This is a genomic window from uncultured Microbacterium sp. (genome assembly GCF_945952435.1).
Taxonomy (GTDB): domain Bacteria; phylum Actinomycetota; class Actinomycetes; order Actinomycetales; family Microbacteriaceae; genus Microbacterium.
Genome location: NZ_CAMFHZ010000016.1, coordinates 47,656 through 66,283 on the forward strand (window position 1 = coordinate 47,656; position 18,628 = coordinate 66,283).

The following is an 18,628-nucleotide window of genomic DNA, read 5'->3' on the forward strand; positions in this document are numbered from 1 at the left end:
CGCCTGAGTCGCTGAGACCGACGAGCCAGAGGAGACCAGAATGCTGATGCTCCTCGCTGTGTTTGCCCTCGGTGCGCTGCTGCTTCCCGCGCTCGTGCACTGGATCGGTGCGCGGGCCTTCGCGGTCGCGGCCCTCGTGCCCACCGCCGCCTTCGTGCACGCCGCGCTGCTGACCCCCCAGGTGCTCGAATCCGCCGAGGATCCACGGGTCACCCCGCAGGAGTCCATCGACTGGATCCCGCAGCTCGGTCTCTCGCTCTCGTTCCGGATGGACGAGCTCAGCTGGCTGCTCGCGCTGATCGTGAGCGGCGTGGGCGCGCTCGTCCTGTTCTACTGCCGCTGGTACTTCCGCGATTCCGAGTCGGGGCTCGGGCAGTTCGCGGCCGTGCTGCTCGCTTTCGCGGGCGCGATGTACGGGCTGGTGACCACGGACGACCTCGTGCTGCTCGTGATGTTCTGGGAGGTCACGAGCATCCTGTCCTACCTGCTCATCGGGCACTATCACCGTCGCGGCGCGAGCCGACGGTCGGCGCTGCAGGCGCTGCTCGTCACCACGCTCGGCGGGCTTGCGATGTTCGTCGGGGTGGTGTTCCTCGCCGTGGATGCCGGCACGTCCCGCATCTCGCGGATCCTGGAGCTCGCGCCCACGGGCCCCCTCGTCGACGTCGCGGTGGTTCTGCTGCTCGTCGGGGCGCTGAGCAAGTCCGCGATCTTCCCCTTCCACTTCTGGCTGCCGGGGGCGATGGCCGCGCCGACGCCGGTCAGCGCCTACCTGCACGCGGCGGCGATGGTGAAGGCCGGGATCTACCTCGTGGCGCGCTTCTCGCCGATCTTCGCGCTGAGCGGTCCGTGGCGCCCGATCACCATCGCGCTCGGCGTGTTCACGATGCTGCTCGGCGGCGTGCAGGCGTTGCGCGAGACCGACCTCAAGCGCATCCTCGCCTTCGGCACGGTGAGTCAGCTCGGATTCTTCACGCTCGTGCTCGGCTACGGCACGAGCGACGCCATCCTCGCGGGTCTCGCGCTCGTGATCAGCCACGCGATGTTCAAGTCGGCGCTGTTCCTCATCGTGGGTGTCATCGACCGTCAGCTCGCCACCCGCGATCTCCGGGAGATCTCGGGGCTCGGACGACAGGCGCCGCTGCTCGCGACCGCCGCTTTCCTCTCGATCGGCTCGATGATGGGCATCCCGCCGACGATCGGTTTCGTCGCGAAGGAGGCCACCCTCGCGGCGTTCTACGACGAGACGCTCCGCGGATCCCCGTGGGCGCTCGTCGCTCTCGTCGGCGTGATCCTCGGATCCATTCTCACTGCGGCATATGGTGCGCGCTTCCTCTGGGGGGCGTTCTGGCGGAAGCGCGACGCCTCGGGCTCCTTCATGCCGGAGACGGAATGGCCTCGACCGCCCTTCGGCTTCCTCCTGTCCCCGGTCGTGCTCTCAGCGGGAACGATCGTGGTCGGCGCGATCGCGCCCCTCGTCGACGCGATGCTCTACGGCTATGCGGACGACGCCAAGACGCCCGGATACGACGGCGACCAGCTCAGTCCGGGGCATCTCCTGCTCTGGCACGGGTTCGCGCCCGCCCTCTTCCTCTCGCTGGGCGCCGTGGCGCTCGGGCTGCTGCTGTTCTGGCTGCTGCAGCGAACGCGATGGGATCGCCGCCCGCGCCTGCTGCGGTTCACCGCGCAGGACGCGTACTACCTGGTGATGCGCAGCGTCGACCGGCTCTCGGTGGTCACGACGGGGCTCACCCAGCGAGGGTCGCTGCCCGTGTACGTCGGCACGATCTTCGTCGTCGTGATCGCCGGCGAGGCCACCGCCCTCCTCGCCGGCGGCTTCTCCGGCGCCCATCTCAGCGGCTGGCACACCCCGATACAGCTCGTCGTCGCCCCGATCATGATCGCGGCGGGCATCCTGGCGATCCGCGCACAGAAGCGCTACACCGGCGTCGTGCTCGTCTCCGTCACGGGGCTGGGCATGGTGATCCTGTTCGGCACCAGCGGCGCACCGGACCTGGCCCTCACGCAGATCCTCGTCGAGACGGTCACCCTCGTGACGTTCGCCCTGGTCCTGCGTCGCCTGCCCTCCCGGATGGGCGAGCACAACGCCTCGGTGGGGCGCGTACCGCGGGCGATCCTGGGCGTCGCCGCGGGGGCGATGATGGCCCTCGTCGCGATCGTCGCCACGGGCTCCCGCGTCGACGCGCCCATCTCGGAGGCCTTCCCGACCCTCGCCTACGAGCTCGGGCACGGGAAGAACGTCGTCAACGTCGCCCTCGTCGACCTCCGCGGCTGGGACACGATGGGGGAACTGTCGGTTCTCGTCCTCGCCGCGACCGGCGTCGCCTCCCTGGTGTTCGTCACGCACCGCGCCGACCGGCTCTCGGCGACGCGCGCCCTGCCCGAGGGGCCGCGGCGGAGCCGACGCGGCCCGCTCGTCGAGACGACCGAGGGCGTGCGCGTGCAGACCGCGGGGGACACGGCTCCCCGCGCCTGGCTCGTCGGCGGCGGCAACGTCAAGCCGGAGAACCGATCGCTCCTGCTCGAGGTGATCGTCCGGATCCTCTTCCACACCATCATCGTGGTCTCGATCTACCTGCTCTTCGCCGGGCACAACTCGCCCGGAGGAGGCTTCGCGGGCGGCCTCGTCGCCGGCATGGCGCTCGTCATGCGCTACATCGCCGGGGGACGGTGGGAGCTCGGTGCCGCCGCGCCGGCCGACGCGGGACGATTGCTCGGCGCCGGCCTGATCCTGGCCGTCGGATCGGCTGTGGTCCCGCTGCTGTTCGGCCTCGCCCCGCTGGAGAGCACCGTCTGGGAGGCCGAGATCCCCGTGATCGGCCACATCGAGTTCGTCAGCTCGACCATCTTCGACATCGGGGTCTACCTCGTCGTCATCGGGCTCGTGCTCGACGTGCTGCGCAGCCTCGGCGCGGAGGTCGACCGCCAGACGCAGGAGCTGCGCGCGCGGGGGGTGGACATCTGATGGACGTGTCCCTCGTGCTCATCGTCGTGATGGCGGTGCTCTTCGGCTGCGGCGTGTACGCGATGCTCGAACGCAGCCTCACCCGGGTGCTGATCGGATTCCTCCTCCTCGGCAACGCCGTCAACCTGCTCCTGCTCATCGTGATGGGCCGGCCCGGCAAGGCGCCGTTCTACGGCACCGACGAAGGCATGAGCGATCCGCTGCCGCAGGCGCTCACCCTCACGGCGATCGTCATCACCTTCGCCGTCTCCGCCTTCCTCCTGGCCCTCATCTACCGCTCCTGGCAGCTGGGCCGCGCCGACACGGTCGAGGACGACGAGGCCGACATCGCGCTGCGCGGGCGCACCGAGGTCGAAGAGGACCTCATGGACGACGAGTCCGATACCGAGGACGACGACGCGACGACCGACTTCGTCGGTCTCGACACCGCGCCGATCCGGGTGCTGCACGCGAAGGACGCCGAAGGAATGCTCGACGACGCCCCCATGGACCGACCCGATCGACGCCCGGCCGGGAACGAGGGGGAGGAGGCCCGATGAACGCGCTCGTGCCCCTGCTCGTCGCGCTCCCGCTGCTCGGCGCGGCCGTGACCCTCGTGTTCGGACGCAACACCCGGGTCCAGGTGATCGTCACGGTCGTGACTCTCGCGCTCGTCTCGATCATCGCGGCGACGCTGCTCGTCGTCGTCGACCGCACCCATCCGATCGCCGTCATGGTCGGCGGCTGGCCCGCGCCGTTCGGGATCGTCCTCTACGTCGACCGGCTCGCGGCGCTCCTCGTGCTCGTCTCGAGCGTCGTCCTCGTCGCGGTCCTGCTGTTCTCCATCGGCCAGGGTGCCGCCGACGGTGGAGACGACACCCCCATCTCGATCTTCAACCCGTCCTACCTGATCCTCGCGGCGGGGATCTTCAACGCGTTCATCGCGGGGGACCTCTTCAACCTCTACGTCGGTTTCGAGATCCTGCTCGTCGCCTCCTACGTGCTCATCACGCTGGGCAGCACCGAGTCGCGGATCCGCACCGGGGCGGTCTACATCGTCGTCTCGCTCGTCTCCTCGGTGCTGTTCCTCGTCGCGATCGCGCTCATCTACGCGGCGCTCGGCACCGTGAACATGGCGCAGATCGCCGAGCGGATGAACGAGATCCCGCAGAGCACCCAGCTCGTGCTGCATCTCATGCTCGTCGTCGCGTTCGGCATCAAGGCGGCGGTGTTCCCGATGTCGTTCTGGCTCCCCGACTCGTATCCGACCGCGCCGGCGCCCGTCACGGCGGTCTTCGCGGGTTTGCTGACCAAGGTCGGCGTCTATGCGCTGATCCGCACCGAGACGCAGATCTTCGCCTCGAACGACATCAACACGCTGCTCATGATCGTCGCGCTCGCGACGATGGTGATCGGGATCCTCGGCGCCGTCGCCCAGGCCGAGCTGAAGAGGATCCTGTCGTTCACGCTCGTCAGCCACGTCGGCTACATGGTGTTCGGACTGGCGATCGCGACGCCGGCCGCGATCGGCGCGACCGTCTACTACATCGTCCACCACATCATCGTGCAGACCACTCTGTTCCTCGCCGTCGGTCTCGTCGAGCGCAGGGCCGGCAGCACGTCGATCCTCCGGGTGCGCGGGCTCATGCGCGCGGCGCCGCTCATCGCGATCCTGTACTTCGTCCCGGCGATCAACCTGGGCGGACTGCCCCCGTTCTCCGGGTTCATCGGCAAGTTCGCGCTCTTCCAGGCCGGGGCCGAGGTCGCCACCCCGCTCATCTGGGTGCTCATCGTCGGCGGCGTGCTCACCTCGCTGCTCACGCTCTACGCGCTCATGCGCGCCTGGAACCTCGCCTTCTGGCGGGAGAAGGAGGACGCCCCGGAGGAGCTCGAGAACGAGCGCATCGCGCACCTCGGCAGCGCTCCGGCTGCGGACGAGCAGCAGGAACGTCGTCGGATCCCCTCGATCATGACCTTCGCGACCGGGGGCATGGTCGCCGTGACCCTCGCCCTCACGGTGTTCGCCGGGCCGATCTTCGGGCTCTGCGAGCGGATCGGATCCCACCTCCTGCAGCCGGTGCACCTGGCCATGCTGGACGTCGACGAGGTCTCCTCATGAGCCCGCACGCCAAGCGCAGCCTCTGGCACGAGATCCGCGTGCAGCTGCCCTTCCTGCTGTGGCTCGTCGTGCTGTGGATGCTGCTCTGGGGACAGTTCACCTGGCTGGCGGCCCTGACGGGGATCGCCGTGGCCGTGTTCGTGACCCGGGTCTTCCGGCTGCCCACGATCGAGCTCTCCGGCCGGATCAACCTGTGGTGGACCGCGGTGCTCGTGGTGCAGTTCTTCGCCGCCGTCGTGCACGGATCGCTCAGCGTCGCAGCGCAGGTGCTCGATCCCCGCCGCCAGCCGGGCGCGGCGATCATCGCCGTGCATCTGCGGTACGCCGACGACCTGGTCATGACGCACGTGGCCGTCACGGCGTCGCTCATCCCCGGATCGCTCATCGTCGAGGCGGATCGCGACACGCGCACGCTCTACCTGCACGTGATCGGCGTGCGCTCGCTCGCCGACGTCGACCGGCAGCGCGAGGGCGTGCTGCGGTGGGAGCGGAGGATCGTCCGGGCGCTCGGCTCGCCGGAGCAGGTGCGGGAGCTGCGTGCGGACGATCGCAGGGCGGCGGAGCGACGCGCACAGGGTCGCGCGGCCGGATCCGTGGTCGCGGACGCGGGAACGGGGTCGATCCGGCTTCCGGAGGCGGGTCGCCCGGGGGCGGCCCGCCCGGGGTCTGGCCGTCCCGGGTCTGACCGTCCGGGGTCTGGCCATTCGGGGTCGGGGGAGGAGCGCCGATGAATCCGCTGCTGCTGATCGTCCTGATCGTGTTCGGGATCGCGGCGATCCTCACCGTGATCCGGATCGCGATCGGCCCGTCGATCCTCGACCGTGCCGTCGCGAGCGACGTCCTGCTCACCGAGGTGATGTGCGTGCTCGGCGCGGACATGGCGATCAACCACCACCTCCGCACGCTGCCCGTGCTGATCGTGGTGGCCGCGGTCGGCGTCTTCGGGTCGATCGCGGTGGCGCGGTACGTCGCACGAAGGGACAACACGCCCTCATGAACGTCTTCGATCTGCGCATCCCGGATCCCGTCGTCGACGTGGCCGTCTGGGTGCTCGTCCTGCTCGGTGCGCTGCTCTGCCTCACCGCCGCGATCGGCCTGCTGCGCTTCCGCGACGTGCCGACCCGGCTGCACGCGGCGACCAAGCCGCAGGTGCTCGGTCTACTGCTCATCTGCCTCGCGATCGCGCTCTCGCAGCGGTCGGTGGTCGGTGTCGTCGTGGGTCTGCTCCTGGTCGCTCCTGTCGTGCTCATGCAGTTCGCGACCGCGCCGCTGTCCGCCCATATGGTCGGCCGTCAGGCGTACCGCAACGGCACCATCGACGAACGCTCCCTCGTCGTGGACGAGTACGCCGACTCGAAGCGCACCCACCCCGGCGCAGGGTGAGTCCTGGCACCAGGGGCTGAAGCTCGGGGCTCGCACTCATCGGTGGGGCGCGGGCATCGGTTGCGAGGGTGCCCGTGCCGGGCCCTGTTCTCCACCGCCTCCCGCTAGGCTCGACGCGGCGGAGGGGAAGTCATGGATGCACAACCGGGCTGGTACGACGCCGGCGTCTCCGGCCGGCAACGCTGGTGGGACGGACAGCGCTGGACCGAGCACGAACGCTCCGCCGTCGGATCGTCCCCCGGCTGGTACGCCGTTCCCGGCGGCAGCGACCTGCGCTGGTGGGAGGGACGGTACTGGACCGAGTTCCGGATCCGCGGCGGTCGGTTCGGCGTCGAGGGTGCGAGCGTCGAACAGCCGGCCGTGCCGTGGGTGCTCGGGCCGTTGTTCCTCGCCGTCGGCGGTCTGCAGCTCGCGATGTCGAGCTCGCTCGGATCCGTCTCGACGGGGACCGGGGTCCTCTTCCTCGCGCTCGGCGTGATCTGGCTGGCCATCGGGGCGCGCACCGCGGCGCTGCGCCGCGCCGCTCCTCCCGCCGGAGTGGCGTTCGCCGGCCCTCTCGTCCGACCGCTTCCCGGCGAGCAGGAGGGGGCGGGCGCGGGCTGGTATCCGGTGTCGTCGCGGGGTGCGCGCTGGTGGACCGGTCTGCGCTGGACCGAGTACGTGCACACCCGATCCGGGATCCGCCCGACGTTCCTGGCCCGGCGGGCGCTGCGGATCCTGTGGATCGGGGCGGCGGTGTTCTTCACTCTCGGCGTCGTCGGCACGCTGACCGGGATCCTGCTGCTCGCGTTCGGCAGGAGTGAGGGGATCGCCTTCTTCGGCATCAGCGTGCTGGCCATCGGGCTCGTCTTCGTGCTCGTCGGCGTGTTCCTGCTCGTCTCGGCACGGCTTCAGTCGCGCCTTCTGCTCTTCCCGAAGAAGCCGCCCACACCCCCGGCCTCCTGAGCGGGGTCAGCCGCCGGAACGGATGCGCCGAAGAAGTCGCCGGTCCGATCAGCCGCCTTGGCACCGCACCCGCGATCCGCATCCGTCCACGCCTCCGGGGGATCCGCGAAGCGCTGACCGGCGGCTCAGCCGATGAGGCTCGGCTGCAGGTCGCGCAGCGTACGCGTGTGCGTCATGCGCGTGACCCCGATCATCGCGACGAGGAGGGCACCGACGAGCCACGCGGCGAGGATGCCGATGTCGGCGAGCGCCCTCGACCACTGCCCGCCGTACATGAGCTGTCGCATCGCATCGACGACATAGCCCATGGGCAGCACGTGGTGCAGCGCGGCGAGGGGTCCCGGCAGCGTCTGCCAGGGGAACGTGCCCCCGGCCGTGACGAGCTGCAGCACCATGAGCACGAGACCCATGAACTGCCCGACCGAGCCGAGCCAGACGTTGAGCGCGAGGATGATGGCCGCGTAGGTCGCGGAGGCCATCACCATGATCCCGAGCGCGCCCCATCCGTTCTGGAACGTGAAGCCCAGCGCCCAGGCGAGCACGCCGAGCAGACCGACCATCTGCAGGGCGCCGAAGCCCGCAGGCGTGAGCCACCCGGCCAACGTGATCCGGATCGGGGAGTGCAGCGCGGTCACCGCGCGGCGCGAGATCGGCTTGATGATGAGGAACAGCGCGTAGATGCCGATCCAGGCGGCCAGTGCCGCGAAGAAGGGTGCGAGTCCCTGGCCGTAGTCCTTCGCCGCGGCGACCTTGTCGCTCGACACCTGGACGGGGTCCGCGATCGTCTTCGCCTGCTGGTCGCGGAGCTCGGGCGTGGACGACGGGATCTGAGCCACCCCGGCCGCGAGACCGTCGCGGAGCGTGGTGATGCCTCCCGCGAGCGTGCCGAGGCCGTCGTGCAGGCTCTTCGCCCCGTCGCGGGCGCTGGCCGCGCCCGCACTCAGGGTCGCCGCCCCGGAGGCCGCCGTCTTCGCACCGTCGGCGAGCTGCTGGGACTTGTCGGCGAGCGTGGCACTGCCGGACGCGACCTGGGCCGCACCGTCGGCGAGCTGGTCGATCTTGCCGACGGCGCCCTGCACGGTGTCGTTGCCGTTGCGCAGCTTCGCTCCGAGCGGGTCGAGCTTGGCGAGCACCTGGTCGATCTGCGCCGGGGAGAGGCCCTGGTCTGCGAGGACCTTCGCGATGTCGTCGCGCACCTGCGGGAGGCTGTCGGTGGCCTGCTGCACGAGGGATCCGGCCTCGTCCGCGTACTGCGCGACCTGCCGGTTTCCGTCGCTCACCTGCTGGGCGCCGCTCGCGAGGGTTCCCGCGCCGTCGGCGAGCTGTTGGGACCCGTCGGCGATCTGCTGCGTGCCGCCGGCGAGCTGCGACGCCCCGTCCGCGAGCTGCGCGGTGCCGTCGGCGAGCCTGCCGCTGCCGTCGACCGCGCTGTTCGCGCCCGCGAGCAACTGGTTCGCGCCGTCGGTCGCCTCCGTGAGCTTGCCCCGGATGTCGCTGAGACCGGTGAGCAGGCGGTTCGCGGCCTCGGTGCCCACCATCTCGGCGACCGAGCGGCGGATCTTCTCGACCGCGGTCGATCCGATCGTCGAGGCCAGGTAGTTGTTGGCGTCGTTGGTCTCCAGCTCGATCCGCGCCTGGTGCGGCTCGGTTCCGGAGGCGGAGGTCAACGCCTGGGAGAAGTCCTTCGGGATCGTCACGGTGAAGTCCACGTCGCCGTTCTTCAGCGCCGTGCGGGCCTTGTCCGAGTCGAGCAGGTTCCAGTCGAACGCCCGCCCTTGCACCAGGTTGTCGGCGACCTTGGTGCCGTAGTTCGTCGTGCTGCCGTCGGTCGTCACCCCCTGGTCGTCGACGACGAGGGCGACGGGGACGTCGCTGAACTTGCCGTAGGGATCCTGGTTCGCCCAGAGGTAGAGTCCGCCGTAGAGGATCGGCACGGCCATGAGTGCGATCAGGGCGACCACGGCCATCGGGCTCGCGGTCAGGCGCCGGAACTCGGCGGCGATCATCGCGGGGATCTTCATCGCTGTGCTCCGTTCTCGTGGCTGTCGGGGTCTTCCGTGTTCTCCGGCTGCACCGGGTCGCCGTCCGGAGCGGGGGACGTGTCGTCTCGTTCCGGCGGTGCCGGGGGGCGTCCGAGGTCCCTGGTGGTTGTAGTGTCCTCGGCGGACGGGGCTTGTTCGGCGCCCGGGGCTTGGTCGACGTCTGCCGGGGCATCTTCGACGTCTGCCGGAGACGGGGGGTCCGCCGGGGCTTCTTCGACGTCCGCCGGGGCCGGGACATCCACCGGGACCGGGGCGTCCGCCGGGGCCGGGGCGTCGAGGAGTTCGACGGTGACGTCCGCGAGGGGGCGCACCGGGAGGGTCGCGTTCGAGGGGTAGTCGGTGCGCAGGCTCTCGGGCAGCTGCTCGATGACGGCAGCCGCGGATCCGCCCACGATCACGAGCACGGCGAAGCCGCGCTCGGCGAACTCCGTCGCGATCCGCCACCAGCCCTCGGGGCGCCCGCCGTGCCGGTCCGGGGAGACGAGCACGAAGCCCTCGACGTCGTCGCGCAGCACCGCGAGCTCCGCCATGACCCGCACCCGCACCGACGGTTTGATGGTGCCGATGGGGCGCCCGGCCAGATCGCCGTATCCGAGGTCGTCCAACCACCGTCGTGCGTGGATCGGCGAGGCGGGCAGGCCGGCGAACATGAGCTCTTCGCCGACGACCCCGGCCAGAGTGACGCCCGGGTGGGGATCGCTCACCTCGGGGGCGTCGACCAGGGCCGTACGGCGACGCAGCTCCCTGGGGTTGCGCGCGCCGTCGATCGTCACGTATCCCGTATCGGGCCGCATCCGTCCGGTGGCGATGAGTCCGAGCACGGTGGGGCGCATCTCGGTCTCCGCCAGCACGAAGCGCGCATGACCCGTCTCGATCTCCAGGGAGGTCGTCGGGAGCACCTGCCCGTGCTTGCCCTTGCTGACCTCGTGCAGTGCGATCCTCATGCGCGGTCCTCCTCGGCGGGAATCGAGGCCAGCGTATCTGCCGGCATCAGCGCGACGAGCTCCGGGTGGGAGACCAGCAGGGCGTCGACCTCGCGCCAGCCGAGACCCGCGATCCCGAGCACGGCGCGCACCGCGACGCCCGCGGCGACGGGGGAGGAGGCGTCGGTGCGGGTGACGACCATGCGCGCGCTCTCCTCGATGAGTCGGCTGAGCGTCGCGACGGACATGTCGCCGCGCAGCTCGCCGGACTCCTGTCCGCGGCGGACGATGCGGGCGAGCACCCGGCGCAGCGGTGCCAGTGCGGCGGCGGTCTCCTCGACATGGGCTTCGTCGAGGGCGATCGCGGCGGCCACCTGCACCAGCGCCGCCTCGTGCCAGAGGCGCGCCGTGAGGCGGGTGAGTGCGACGCGGCTGTCCTTGTCGACAATCCCCTCCGCGATCGCGTTGAACCGCTGGGCGCCGCTTGCGATGAGCTCGCGGACGAGGGCTGCACGGTCGTCGAAGTGCCCGTAGAGGGCACGACGGCTGAGGCCCGCGGCGCGGGCGATCTGATCGACGGAGGCGTGCGGGTCGGTCGCGAGCGCGCGCGATGCGGCGACGAGGATCCCGGCGCGGTTCGCACTCGCGTCGCGCCGCTGCCGTCGGACGGGGGAAGGAACGGTCACGGATCCAGTGTACGCCGATTGTGCACATTGGTGTGCAAGTTATGCGTCGGTCCCGGAACGCCGCCGCGCCGTGTCTCGTAGAGTCGTCGGATGGCCCTGTCCCCTTCCGCGCGACGCCCCCTGACCCCTCCGGCGTCGGGGAACCTCTGGTGACCGTGCTCGCGCGCGCCCTGTCCGATCTGCTCTCCGCTGGGGCGCGGGAGGGGTTGTTCACGGCGGGCGCCGCCGGCATTCGCATTCGCGGAGAACGTGCGCTCGCCGTCGTCGGTCGTCACGGGCTCGACGACCCGACGCCCACGACGACGAGCAGCCTCTTCGATCTCGCCTCGATGTCGAAGGCCTATACGTCCGCGGCGATCCTGCGTCTCGTGGACGATGGGCTGATCGATCCGGAGGCACCGGTCGCCGAGATCCTTCCCGTGGGATCCGGTCCCGACCATGCGCGCATCACGCTGCGACACCTCCTCACCCACGCGGCCGGCTTCCCCGCCAAGCAGCTGCTCTGGAAGGACAGGAGCCTCGGCGCCGAGGAGCTGCGGGACCGGGTCAGGAGGACGCGGCTGGAGAGCGCCCCCGGGGCGCTGTTCCGCTATTCGTGCGTCGGGTTCATCGCGGCCGGGGCGGTCGCCGAGACCCTTACCGGTCGGCCGCTGCCCGAGCTCGTGCGCACTCTCGTGACCGAACCCCTCGGACTCACGCGCACGGGATACGGTCCGGTCGATTCCGGAGAGGCGGTCGCGACGGAGGACGAGACGTATGCCGGGCGCGGCATGGTCCAGGGATCGGTGCACGACGAACTCGCCTGGGCGCTGGGCGGTCGCGTCGGCAACGCGGGGATCTTCGCCCCCATCGACGAGGCGCTCGCGTTCGCCGAGAGCTTTCTCGACGATCGGCTTCTGGGTGCGCGAGGCTGGCGGCTCGCGACGACGCCGGCGCCCTCCCCGAACGTCCCGGGTCCTTTCGCGCACTCGTTCGGACTGCGGATCTCGGATCCGGGGTTCCTCGGCGACGTCTCGGCGATCGGCCACACGGGCTTCACCGGCACGATGTTCTGGGTGCAACCGGAGCATCAGGTCGCCGTCACGCTCCTCACGAACCGCGTCCATCCGCGCCGTGCGGGCGTCGACCTCGGACCGTTCCGGAGACGGTTCTCCGAGGCGGTGGCGAGGCTCGCGGACGCCGTCGCCTGAGCGCCGCATCGCCCGGGGGCACTCAGGCGTCGAGGAGCCGGAACGCCTCGACGACGGCGCCCGCGCCGGAGGCGCTGAGCGCCTGGGAGACCGCGGACTGACTGATGCCCTCGGCGCGTGCGAGGTCACGCTGCGCGCGGTCGAGGCAGCGGCCGTAGGCGAGGCGTCGGGTCCGGCCGTTCATCCCTGTGACGAGCCGGTCACGGGTGGACGAGCGCGATGTTGGCCTGCCGGGCCGTCGTGTACGCGGTGGCGGGCGCCCCCCGTGCGCGGCCACCCAGGTGCGAGCCCCGGGGGGAGGGTCGATCAGCGGGTATCCGGATCCCCGTTCGGCTCAGTCGGTGCCGCTGTCGAACGCGGCGCCCTCGCTCGCGACGTCCACGGCGTCGGCGAGACGCTCCTGGACGGCGGTCGGCTCCTCGACGGAGCCCGCGATCTCGTTCGCCTCCCCGGCCGTCACACGACCGACGAGCTCCCCCGTCGCGCCGCCGACGAGACCCAGGCCTGCGTACTGCTCCAGGCGGGCGCGCGAGTCGGCGATGTCGAGGTTGCGCATCGTGAGCTGACCGATCCGGTCGACGGGTCCGAAGGCGGCGTCGCCGACGCGCTCCATCGACAGCTTCTCGGGCCCGTAGGAGAGGTTGGGGGAGACGGTGTCGAGGATCGTCCAGTCGTCGCCGCGGCGCAGGCGGATGGTGACCGTCCCCGAGATCGTGGAACCGACCCAGCGCTGGATTGACTCGCGCAGCATGAGCGACTGGGGCTCGAGCCAGCGGCCTTCGTACATGAGGCGGCCCAGGCGGCGTCCCTGCTCGTGGTAGGTGGCGAGGGTGTCCTCGTTGAGGATGCCGTTGACCAGGCGCTCGTAGGCGATGAACAGCAGGGCCATCGCCGGGGCCTCGTAGATGCCGCGCGACTTCGCCTCGATGATGCGGTTCTCGATCTGGTCGCTCATGCCCAGCCCGTGGCGTCCGCCGATCGCGTTCGCCTCCATGACGAGGGCTACCGGATCCGTGTACTCGACGCCGTTGATCGCGACCGGGCGGCCGGCCTCGAACGTGACCGTGACATCCTCGGTGTCGATCGCGACGGAGGGGTCCCAGAACTTCACGCCCATGATCGGGTCGACGGTCTCGAGCGAGACGTCGAGGTGCTCGAGGGTCTTCGCCTCGTGCGTGGCGCCCCAGATGTTGGCGTCGGTCGAGTAGGCCTTCTCGGCGGAGTCGCGGTACGGGAAGCCGTGTGCGACGAGCCACTCGCTCATCTCCTGGCGCCCGCCGAGCTCGGTGACGAAGTCGGCGTCGAGCCACGGCTTGTAGATGCGCAGCCGGGGGTTGGCCAGGAGGCCGTAGCGGTAGAACCGCTCGATGTCGTTGCCCTTGTAGGTGGAGCCGTCGCCCCAGATGTCGACGCCGTCCTCCTTCATGGCGCGCACGAGGAGGGTGCCGGTGACGGCGCGCCCCAGTGGGGTGGTGTTGAAGTAGGTCTTCCCGCCGGAGCGGATGTGGAACGCGCCGCAGCTGAGGGCGACGAAGCCCTCCTCGACCAGGGCCGTCTTGCAGTCGATCAGGCGGGAGGCCTCCGCGCCGTACTCCAGCGCACGCCCGGGGATGGACGCGATGTCGTCCTCGTCGTACTGCCCGAGGTCGCCCGTGTAGGTGAAGGGCACCGCGCCCTTGTCGCGCATCCAGGCGACGGCGACGGAGGTGTCGAGACCCCCGGAGAAGGCGATGCCGACGCGCTCGCCGACGGGGAGGGACTGGAGGACCTTGGACATGCCTCGATTCTAGTTGTCGGCACGGGGCGACCCGATTCCGGTGACGACTGCCTCGAGCGGCCGGGCGTCGAGCCCCCGGGCGCACGGGAGACCTATCCAAATGGCGGAGGGGAGGCCACCAAAGTCTCGACGAGTCGGGACGAATGGACGACGCGGCGGCCGTCGCCCGCTCCCTACGCTGCAGACACAGCCCATCAGTGGGCTCGGAAACGAAAGGAGGATCGCATGTCTGTGATCGAAGCGACAACGGCACTGCAGTACGGCATCGCCGGAGCGATGGAGGCGGGAGAGGAGCGGATCCGACGGCTGCTGTCCGTGCGCCGCGACAGCTTCGTCTGGATCATCGTCATCGCGATCGCCGTCGTCATCGCGCTGGGGCTCATGGCGGCGTGGTTCATCTACTGCCGCAACCAGGGCGGCTGGCCGGCGCTCGACATGCCGTCGTGGTCGTCGGGCGGCACCTGGAAGGTCTATTGCGCCGCATAGGCGTGGGACGGGGGGGGGAGCGACGATGTCGGAGACTGTGCTGAGTGCGCGCGCACTCACCAAGCGCTACGGCCCGCGCACGGTCCTCGACGACGTGTCGATCGAGGTGCGTCCGGGGTGCGTGCACGGCCTCCTCGGCCCGAACGGTTCCGGCAAGACCACCGCGTTGCACATCGTGACCGGTCTGATCCGCCCCGACCGGGGCGATGTCCATGTCCTGGGCGTCGACGTCCAGGACAAGGCCAGTCGGAGAGGGGTCGGGTTCGCACCCGATGACCTGCCCCTCCCCGGTTCGCTCACCGGCTGGGAGCTCCTCCGCTTCCACGATGCGCTCCGCGGAAGGAACGACGCCGGTCGCGCGGGCGAGCTCGCCGAGATGCTGGGAATCTCGGACGATCTCGACGGATCGGTCGCGGAGTACTCCCACGGGATGCAGCGCAAGCTGCAGCTCGTGGCGGCGGTCATGCACGAGCCGGGTCTGCTCGTGCTCGACGAGCCGTTCCGCGGTCTCGATCCGGACGCCGCCCGGGGCGTGCGGCGCCTGCTGCTCGCCTATGCGCGCGGAGGGCGCGGTGTGCTCGTCGCGACCCACGACATGCTGCGGGCGGAGCGGGACTGCGACGAGGTGACCGTGCTCGACCACGGCTCCGTCGTGGCGTCTGGGGCGCCCGCCCGGCTCATCGCAGACGTCGGCTCCTCTGCGACGCTCGAAGACGTGTTCCTGCAGGTGACGGGACGCATCGACGACGCGGACGCGCGCGCCGACCGCCTCGTGGGGATCTTCCGCCGGCCCCTCGCGGCGGAGGACCCCGCGAGCGCGGGGGAACCCGTCCGTACCACCCGAATCGAAAGGGGCGGCCCATGACCGCTGGACTCAGGATCCTCCTGCACTGCTTCGCGGGGCTCGCGCTCGGGGTCTGCGTCGTGTTCCTCGCCGTAGCCGCCGCGCTGGTGACGTCCTTCAATACGGACGGCGACGTGGTGATCCCCGGCGTGATCCGGATCTGGCGCGCGACGGAGAACGGCGCGACGGCGTTGAACTTCGTGCCGTACCCGCTCGGGATGGGCGTCGCGGCACTGGGGGTGGCCGGGGTGTACGTCCTGATCGCAGTGCTGGCGGGAGGGCGCGCCCGTCGCGCGGCGGCGTCGCGCTCGGAGGCCCCGGGATGAGAGCGGTCGCGCGGATCGCTCTCACACTGTGGATCCGGGACGTCGCGCGGGTCCTCGGCACGCGGACGAGGATCGTCGCGCTCGGGGCGATCGTGTCCTTCGTGCTGCTGCTGTTGTTCGGTGTGGGGCTGGCACTGGTGGCGGGGGCGCAGTTGCGGGCGGAGATCTCCTCGGAGCTGCGCCTCTCCCTCGTGCGCACGTCGTTCGCCGCCGCGGGCATGACGGCGGGGCTCATCGCCGTCGTGCTGTGCCTCTCCGCGCCGCCGCGCACGGCGCTGCAGAACCTGCTCGACCTGCTCCCGGTCAGCCGCGCGCGAGCGCGCCTGGGTCAACTCGCTCCGGTGATGGGTGCAGGCTTCGTCTACAGCGCGGCCCTGACGAGCACCGCGGTGGTCGTCATCCTGAAGACCGCTCCGGGGCGGGGTGACGTCCTGCGCGGACTCACCTGCTACGTCCTCCTGCTGGTCTGCTTCCTCTGGGCCGCGATCGCCGCGTTCACGGCGCTCCACGCCGCGGCGATCGCCCTGCTGCGCGTGCCCGGTCCGTACGCGTCGGCCTTCGCCGGGGTGCTCTCCCTCGCCGGGGTGCTCGCCCTGACCACTCGGGACATCCTCGCCGTACGGCCCACGGCGTCCGACGCCGCCGGGCTGTGGGAGATCCTGCCTCCGCGGGTGTTCGCCCGCGCGGCCGCCGTTCCGCAAGTGTGGTCCTGTGCGGCGTCGGCGTTCTGGGTCGTCGCCGCGCTCGCCCTGCTGTGGCTGGTCTCGCGGCACCACGTCCCCGGTGCACCGAGAGCGGCGATCCGTCTGCTCACGGGGACCCGACCTCCGCGGCGGACGGCCTGGTGGGGACAGTTCTGGGCCGAGATCCTCATCGGCGCACGCACGCCCGCGTTCGTGGTCACGGTGCTCCTGCTCCCGGCCGGCATCGCCGCGGTGTGGGTGCTGGCCCACGCCGTGCCGGGCGCGGCGCTCATCGTGCCGACGCTCGCCGGCTCGCTCCCCGTGCTTCCCTTCCTGCTGGCCCTGCACGCGGTGGGACGAACGATCCGCTCGCGGTGGGTGACACGACTGGCCGCGGGCGAACACGCACCGCTGTTGTGGCCGCAGGCGCTCGCCGCGGCCATCCTCGGGGCCGCGCTCGGTGCGCCGGCGCTCGTCGCGGTGACCATCGGCGGGCTCGTCCCGTCGGCACAGGTGCCCGACATCGCCGTCCGCTGCCTTCTGGGGCTCACCGCCGCGCTCCTCTGCGGGGCGATCGTGCCGTATAGCGAGGAGCAGCCCCTCTCGGCGACCGCGGCGGGCCTCCTGCTCGCGCTCGTCTACATGTCGACGACGCTGGTCGCAGGGTGGATTGCGGCGGTGACCGCACCCGGCACGGACCGGGCACTCCTTCTCGCGGCGGTCACGGTGTTCTCCGGTCTCTACGTCCTGGTGGCCTCTCGCCAGCGGTTTGTGGAACCCGTCCGTGTATGAGATCCGCCGCGTCGTGCGGGCGGGGGTGCGCGAGACGGCGGACGTCTTGGAGTGCCCGGAACTGGGGCTGCGGGTCGGGCGCGAGAGGCCGGAGGCGGTCGAGAACGGTCTCTGCAGCGAGGTGCTCATGCTGAGGCTCGGGCGGAGATCCTGGTCGCTGCCGCCGTGGTTCACCACGGGCGCGCGATCCCTTCCCCACGGCATCGGCCGGGCCTCCCTTGCCTGCCTGTGCCACTTCGGGTCGGGCATGGCGCTCCTGCTCGTCGTGTGCGGCGCGGTCGTGGCGGCCGGATCGGGACTGGGATCGCTCGCCCTCGTCGCGCTCGGAACGATCGGCCTCCTCCTGCTGAGCTCGATCCTCGTGCACGAGCTCGGTCTTGTCCTGCTGTACCGGATCCTGATGGGGCGCGAAGCACCCGCCGTGATGATCGTGCGCGGGGCGACCTGCCGGGTGCTGCGACTGGCGGGTCGCCCGGCTGCGGACGTCGGCGTCGTCGTCGCCGGATCCGCCGCGCCGCTCTTTGTGGCTCTGCTGTGCTGGCCGTTCTACCCCGCTGCCCCGTCTGCGGTGCTGCTCGGCACCCTCGTTGCGATCGGTCATGTCGTGGGGCTCGCGGCGCCGTTCGGCGACGGCGCGACGCTGCGGGAGATCGCGCGCGGCCGCTGAGTCCGCGGAGTTATCCACAGGTTGCCGTCTATCGCGAAGGGTACAGAGAGCTGTACTGTAGGCTGGGTCAGGGGTTCATTTATGGACGCGATCTGGGAACATCCGTCGACGGTCTTCGTCGTCTCTGCGGACGCACTGATGGCATCGGCGCTGTCGACCGTGCTTTCCGGCGAGTTCGGCCCATCCGTCGAACAGGCGCCGACGATCGCGGCGGCGGCGGCGCGCTGCGCAGAACAGGCGGACCGGGACGAGGGCCGGTCTGTGATCGTCGTCGATCTCGCACAAACGGAGGCGCCCGATCCCGCCCTGCGCGCCGAGCTGGTCGCGGCGAACACGCGGGCGCGCGTGATCGTCGTCGCGCCCGTCGGGCCTTTCGACGGCATCCGCGCGCTGCTGGAGCTGGGGGTGCACGGCATCGTCGGACGGGACGCGGATCCGGAGGAACTGGTGCGCGCCGTGGCGGAGGCGGCAGCGGACAACGTCTTCGTCTCGCGACGCATGCTTCGCCGGCTCGTGGACCATGTCGTCCGCTGCACTCGGCGGGAGGCCGACACGCGCCGGTGGGAACCGCTGGCCTCCCGCGAGAGCGAGATCGTGGAGCTGCTCACGCGAGGGATGACGAATCGCGAGATCGCTCGGGAACTCCACCTCTCGGAGGCGACGGTGAAGGCCCATCTCGGCCGGGTCATGACCAAATGGCAGGTGCGTGATCGGCTTCAGGTCGTGCTGCACGCCCTCGACCGCAACCCGTAGCCGGAAGGCGCGTCCTGTCGCGGAGAACGGGACGGCTCCGTCCATAC

General features: G+C 70.8%; 19 protein-coding genes. 14 read left to right on the forward strand and 5 right to left on the reverse strand.

Annotated features, from left to right (window positions below; all coding sequences use genetic code 11):
- Positions 1–40: 40 nt before the first annotated feature.
- The 7 genes from Q0P88_RS09895 (at position 41) to Q0P88_RS09925 (ending at position 7,412) form a co-directional block, all read left to right on the forward strand.
- A complete protein-coding gene (locus tag Q0P88_RS09895; RefSeq protein ID WP_295013624.1) occupies positions 41–2,986 on the forward strand; it encodes a Na+/H+ antiporter subunit A in 2,946 nt (981 codons plus the stop codon).
- Entirely contained in the window at positions 2,986–3,525 is a 540-nt protein-coding gene (locus Q0P88_RS09900; protein ID WP_295013626.1) for a Na(+)/H(+) antiporter subunit C, read from the forward strand. Before Q0P88_RS09895 ends, Q0P88_RS09900 begins: the two co-directional genes overlap by 1 nt.
- A complete protein-coding gene (locus tag Q0P88_RS09905) occupies positions 3,522–5,084 on the forward strand; it encodes a Na+/H+ antiporter subunit D (protein WP_295013628.1) in 1,563 nt (520 codons plus the stop codon). Before Q0P88_RS09900 ends, Q0P88_RS09905 begins: the two co-directional genes overlap by 4 nt.
- Complete coding sequence (locus Q0P88_RS09910) at positions 5,081–5,815, forward strand: Na+/H+ antiporter subunit E (RefSeq protein ID WP_295013630.1); 735 nt, start codon at positions 5,081–5,083, stop codon at positions 5,813–5,815. The genes Q0P88_RS09905 and Q0P88_RS09910 overlap by 4 nt, the downstream gene beginning before the upstream one ends.
- On the forward strand, positions 5,812–6,081 hold the full coding sequence (locus Q0P88_RS09915) for a monovalent cation/H+ antiporter complex subunit F (RefSeq protein WP_295013632.1): 270 nt from the start codon (positions 5,812–5,814) through the stop codon (positions 6,079–6,081). The genes Q0P88_RS09910 and Q0P88_RS09915 overlap by 4 nt, the downstream gene beginning before the upstream one ends.
- A complete protein-coding gene (gene mnhG, locus Q0P88_RS09920) occupies positions 6,078–6,467 on the forward strand; it encodes a monovalent cation/H(+) antiporter subunit G (RefSeq protein WP_295013636.1) in 390 nt (129 codons plus the stop codon). The genes Q0P88_RS09915 and mnhG overlap by 4 nt, the downstream gene beginning before the upstream one ends.
- Positions 6,468–6,599: 132 nt before the next feature.
- Positions 6,600–7,412, forward strand: coding sequence for a DUF2510 domain-containing protein (locus tag Q0P88_RS09925; RefSeq protein WP_295013638.1), 813 nt, complete (start codon positions 6,600–6,602; stop codon positions 7,410–7,412).
- A 125-nt stretch (positions 7,413–7,537) separates the two neighbouring features.
- On the opposite strand, the gene Q0P88_RS09930 is transcribed toward Q0P88_RS09925, so the two are convergent.
- Genes Q0P88_RS09930 through Q0P88_RS09940 form a run of 3 tightly spaced genes read right to left on the reverse strand, consistent with a single transcriptional unit; the run spans position 7,538 to position 11,063 of the window.
- On the reverse strand, positions 7,538–9,433 hold the full coding sequence (locus tag Q0P88_RS09930; protein WP_295013640.1) for a YhgE/Pip family protein: 1,896 nt from the start codon (positions 9,431–9,433) through the stop codon (positions 7,538–7,540).
- The gene (locus Q0P88_RS09935; protein ID WP_295013642.1) at positions 9,430–10,398 is read right to left on the reverse strand and encodes a hypothetical protein; all 969 of its coding nucleotides are present in this window, start codon (positions 10,396–10,398) and stop codon (positions 9,430–9,432) included. Before Q0P88_RS09935 ends, Q0P88_RS09930 begins: the two co-directional genes overlap by 4 nt.
- Complete coding sequence (locus Q0P88_RS09940; RefSeq protein WP_295013644.1) at positions 10,395–11,063, reverse strand: TetR/AcrR family transcriptional regulator; 669 nt, start codon at positions 11,061–11,063, stop codon at positions 10,395–10,397. The genes Q0P88_RS09935 and Q0P88_RS09940 overlap by 4 nt, the downstream gene beginning before the upstream one ends.
- Before the next feature lie 149 nt (positions 11,064–11,212).
- Here Q0P88_RS09940 and Q0P88_RS09945 point away from each other — a divergent pair, with 149 nt between their 5' ends.
- The gene (locus tag Q0P88_RS09945; protein WP_295013646.1) at positions 11,213–12,253 is read left to right on the forward strand and encodes a serine hydrolase; all 1,041 of its coding nucleotides are present in this window, start codon (positions 11,213–11,215) and stop codon (positions 12,251–12,253) included.
- 22 nt (positions 12,254–12,275) lie between these two features.
- On the opposite strand, the gene Q0P88_RS09950 is transcribed toward Q0P88_RS09945, so the two are convergent.
- Together Q0P88_RS09950 and argG are read right to left on the reverse strand one after the other, a co-directional pair.
- Complete coding sequence (locus Q0P88_RS09950) at positions 12,276–12,437, reverse strand: hypothetical protein (RefSeq protein WP_295013648.1); 162 nt, start codon at positions 12,435–12,437, stop codon at positions 12,276–12,278.
- Positions 12,438–12,587: 150 nt separating this feature from the next.
- A complete protein-coding gene (argG, locus tag Q0P88_RS09955; protein WP_295013650.1) occupies positions 12,588–14,030 on the reverse strand; it encodes an argininosuccinate synthase in 1,443 nt (480 codons plus the stop codon).
- 225 nt (positions 14,031–14,255) lie between these two features.
- Between argG and Q0P88_RS09960 the strand changes: the two genes are divergently transcribed.
- From Q0P88_RS09960 to Q0P88_RS09985, 6 genes are all read left to right on the forward strand, one after another.
- Complete coding sequence (locus Q0P88_RS09960) at positions 14,256–14,516, forward strand: hypothetical protein (protein WP_295013652.1); 261 nt, start codon at positions 14,256–14,258, stop codon at positions 14,514–14,516.
- A gap of 25 nt (positions 14,517–14,541) precedes the next feature.
- On the forward strand, positions 14,542–15,381 hold the full coding sequence (locus tag Q0P88_RS09965; protein WP_295013653.1) for an ABC transporter ATP-binding protein: 840 nt from the start codon (positions 14,542–14,544) through the stop codon (positions 15,379–15,381).
- Positions 15,378–15,686, forward strand: coding sequence for a hypothetical protein (locus tag Q0P88_RS09970; RefSeq protein ID WP_295013655.1), 309 nt, complete (start codon positions 15,378–15,380; stop codon positions 15,684–15,686). The genes Q0P88_RS09965 and Q0P88_RS09970 overlap by 4 nt, the downstream gene beginning before the upstream one ends.
- Positions 15,683–17,161: a hypothetical protein gene (locus Q0P88_RS09975; RefSeq protein WP_295013657.1), complete on the forward strand. Its 1,479-nt coding sequence runs from the start codon at positions 15,683–15,685 to the stop codon at positions 17,159–17,161. Before Q0P88_RS09970 ends, Q0P88_RS09975 begins: the two co-directional genes overlap by 4 nt.
- Positions 17,154–17,828: a hypothetical protein gene (locus tag Q0P88_RS09980; protein WP_295013659.1), complete on the forward strand. Its 675-nt coding sequence runs from the start codon at positions 17,154–17,156 to the stop codon at positions 17,826–17,828. The genes Q0P88_RS09975 and Q0P88_RS09980 overlap by 8 nt, the downstream gene beginning before the upstream one ends.
- A gap of 81 nt (positions 17,829–17,909) precedes the next feature.
- Entirely contained in the window at positions 17,910–18,581 is a 672-nt protein-coding gene (locus Q0P88_RS09985) for a response regulator transcription factor (protein WP_295013661.1), read from the forward strand.
- The last annotated feature ends 47 nt before the right edge of the window (positions 18,582–18,628 follow it).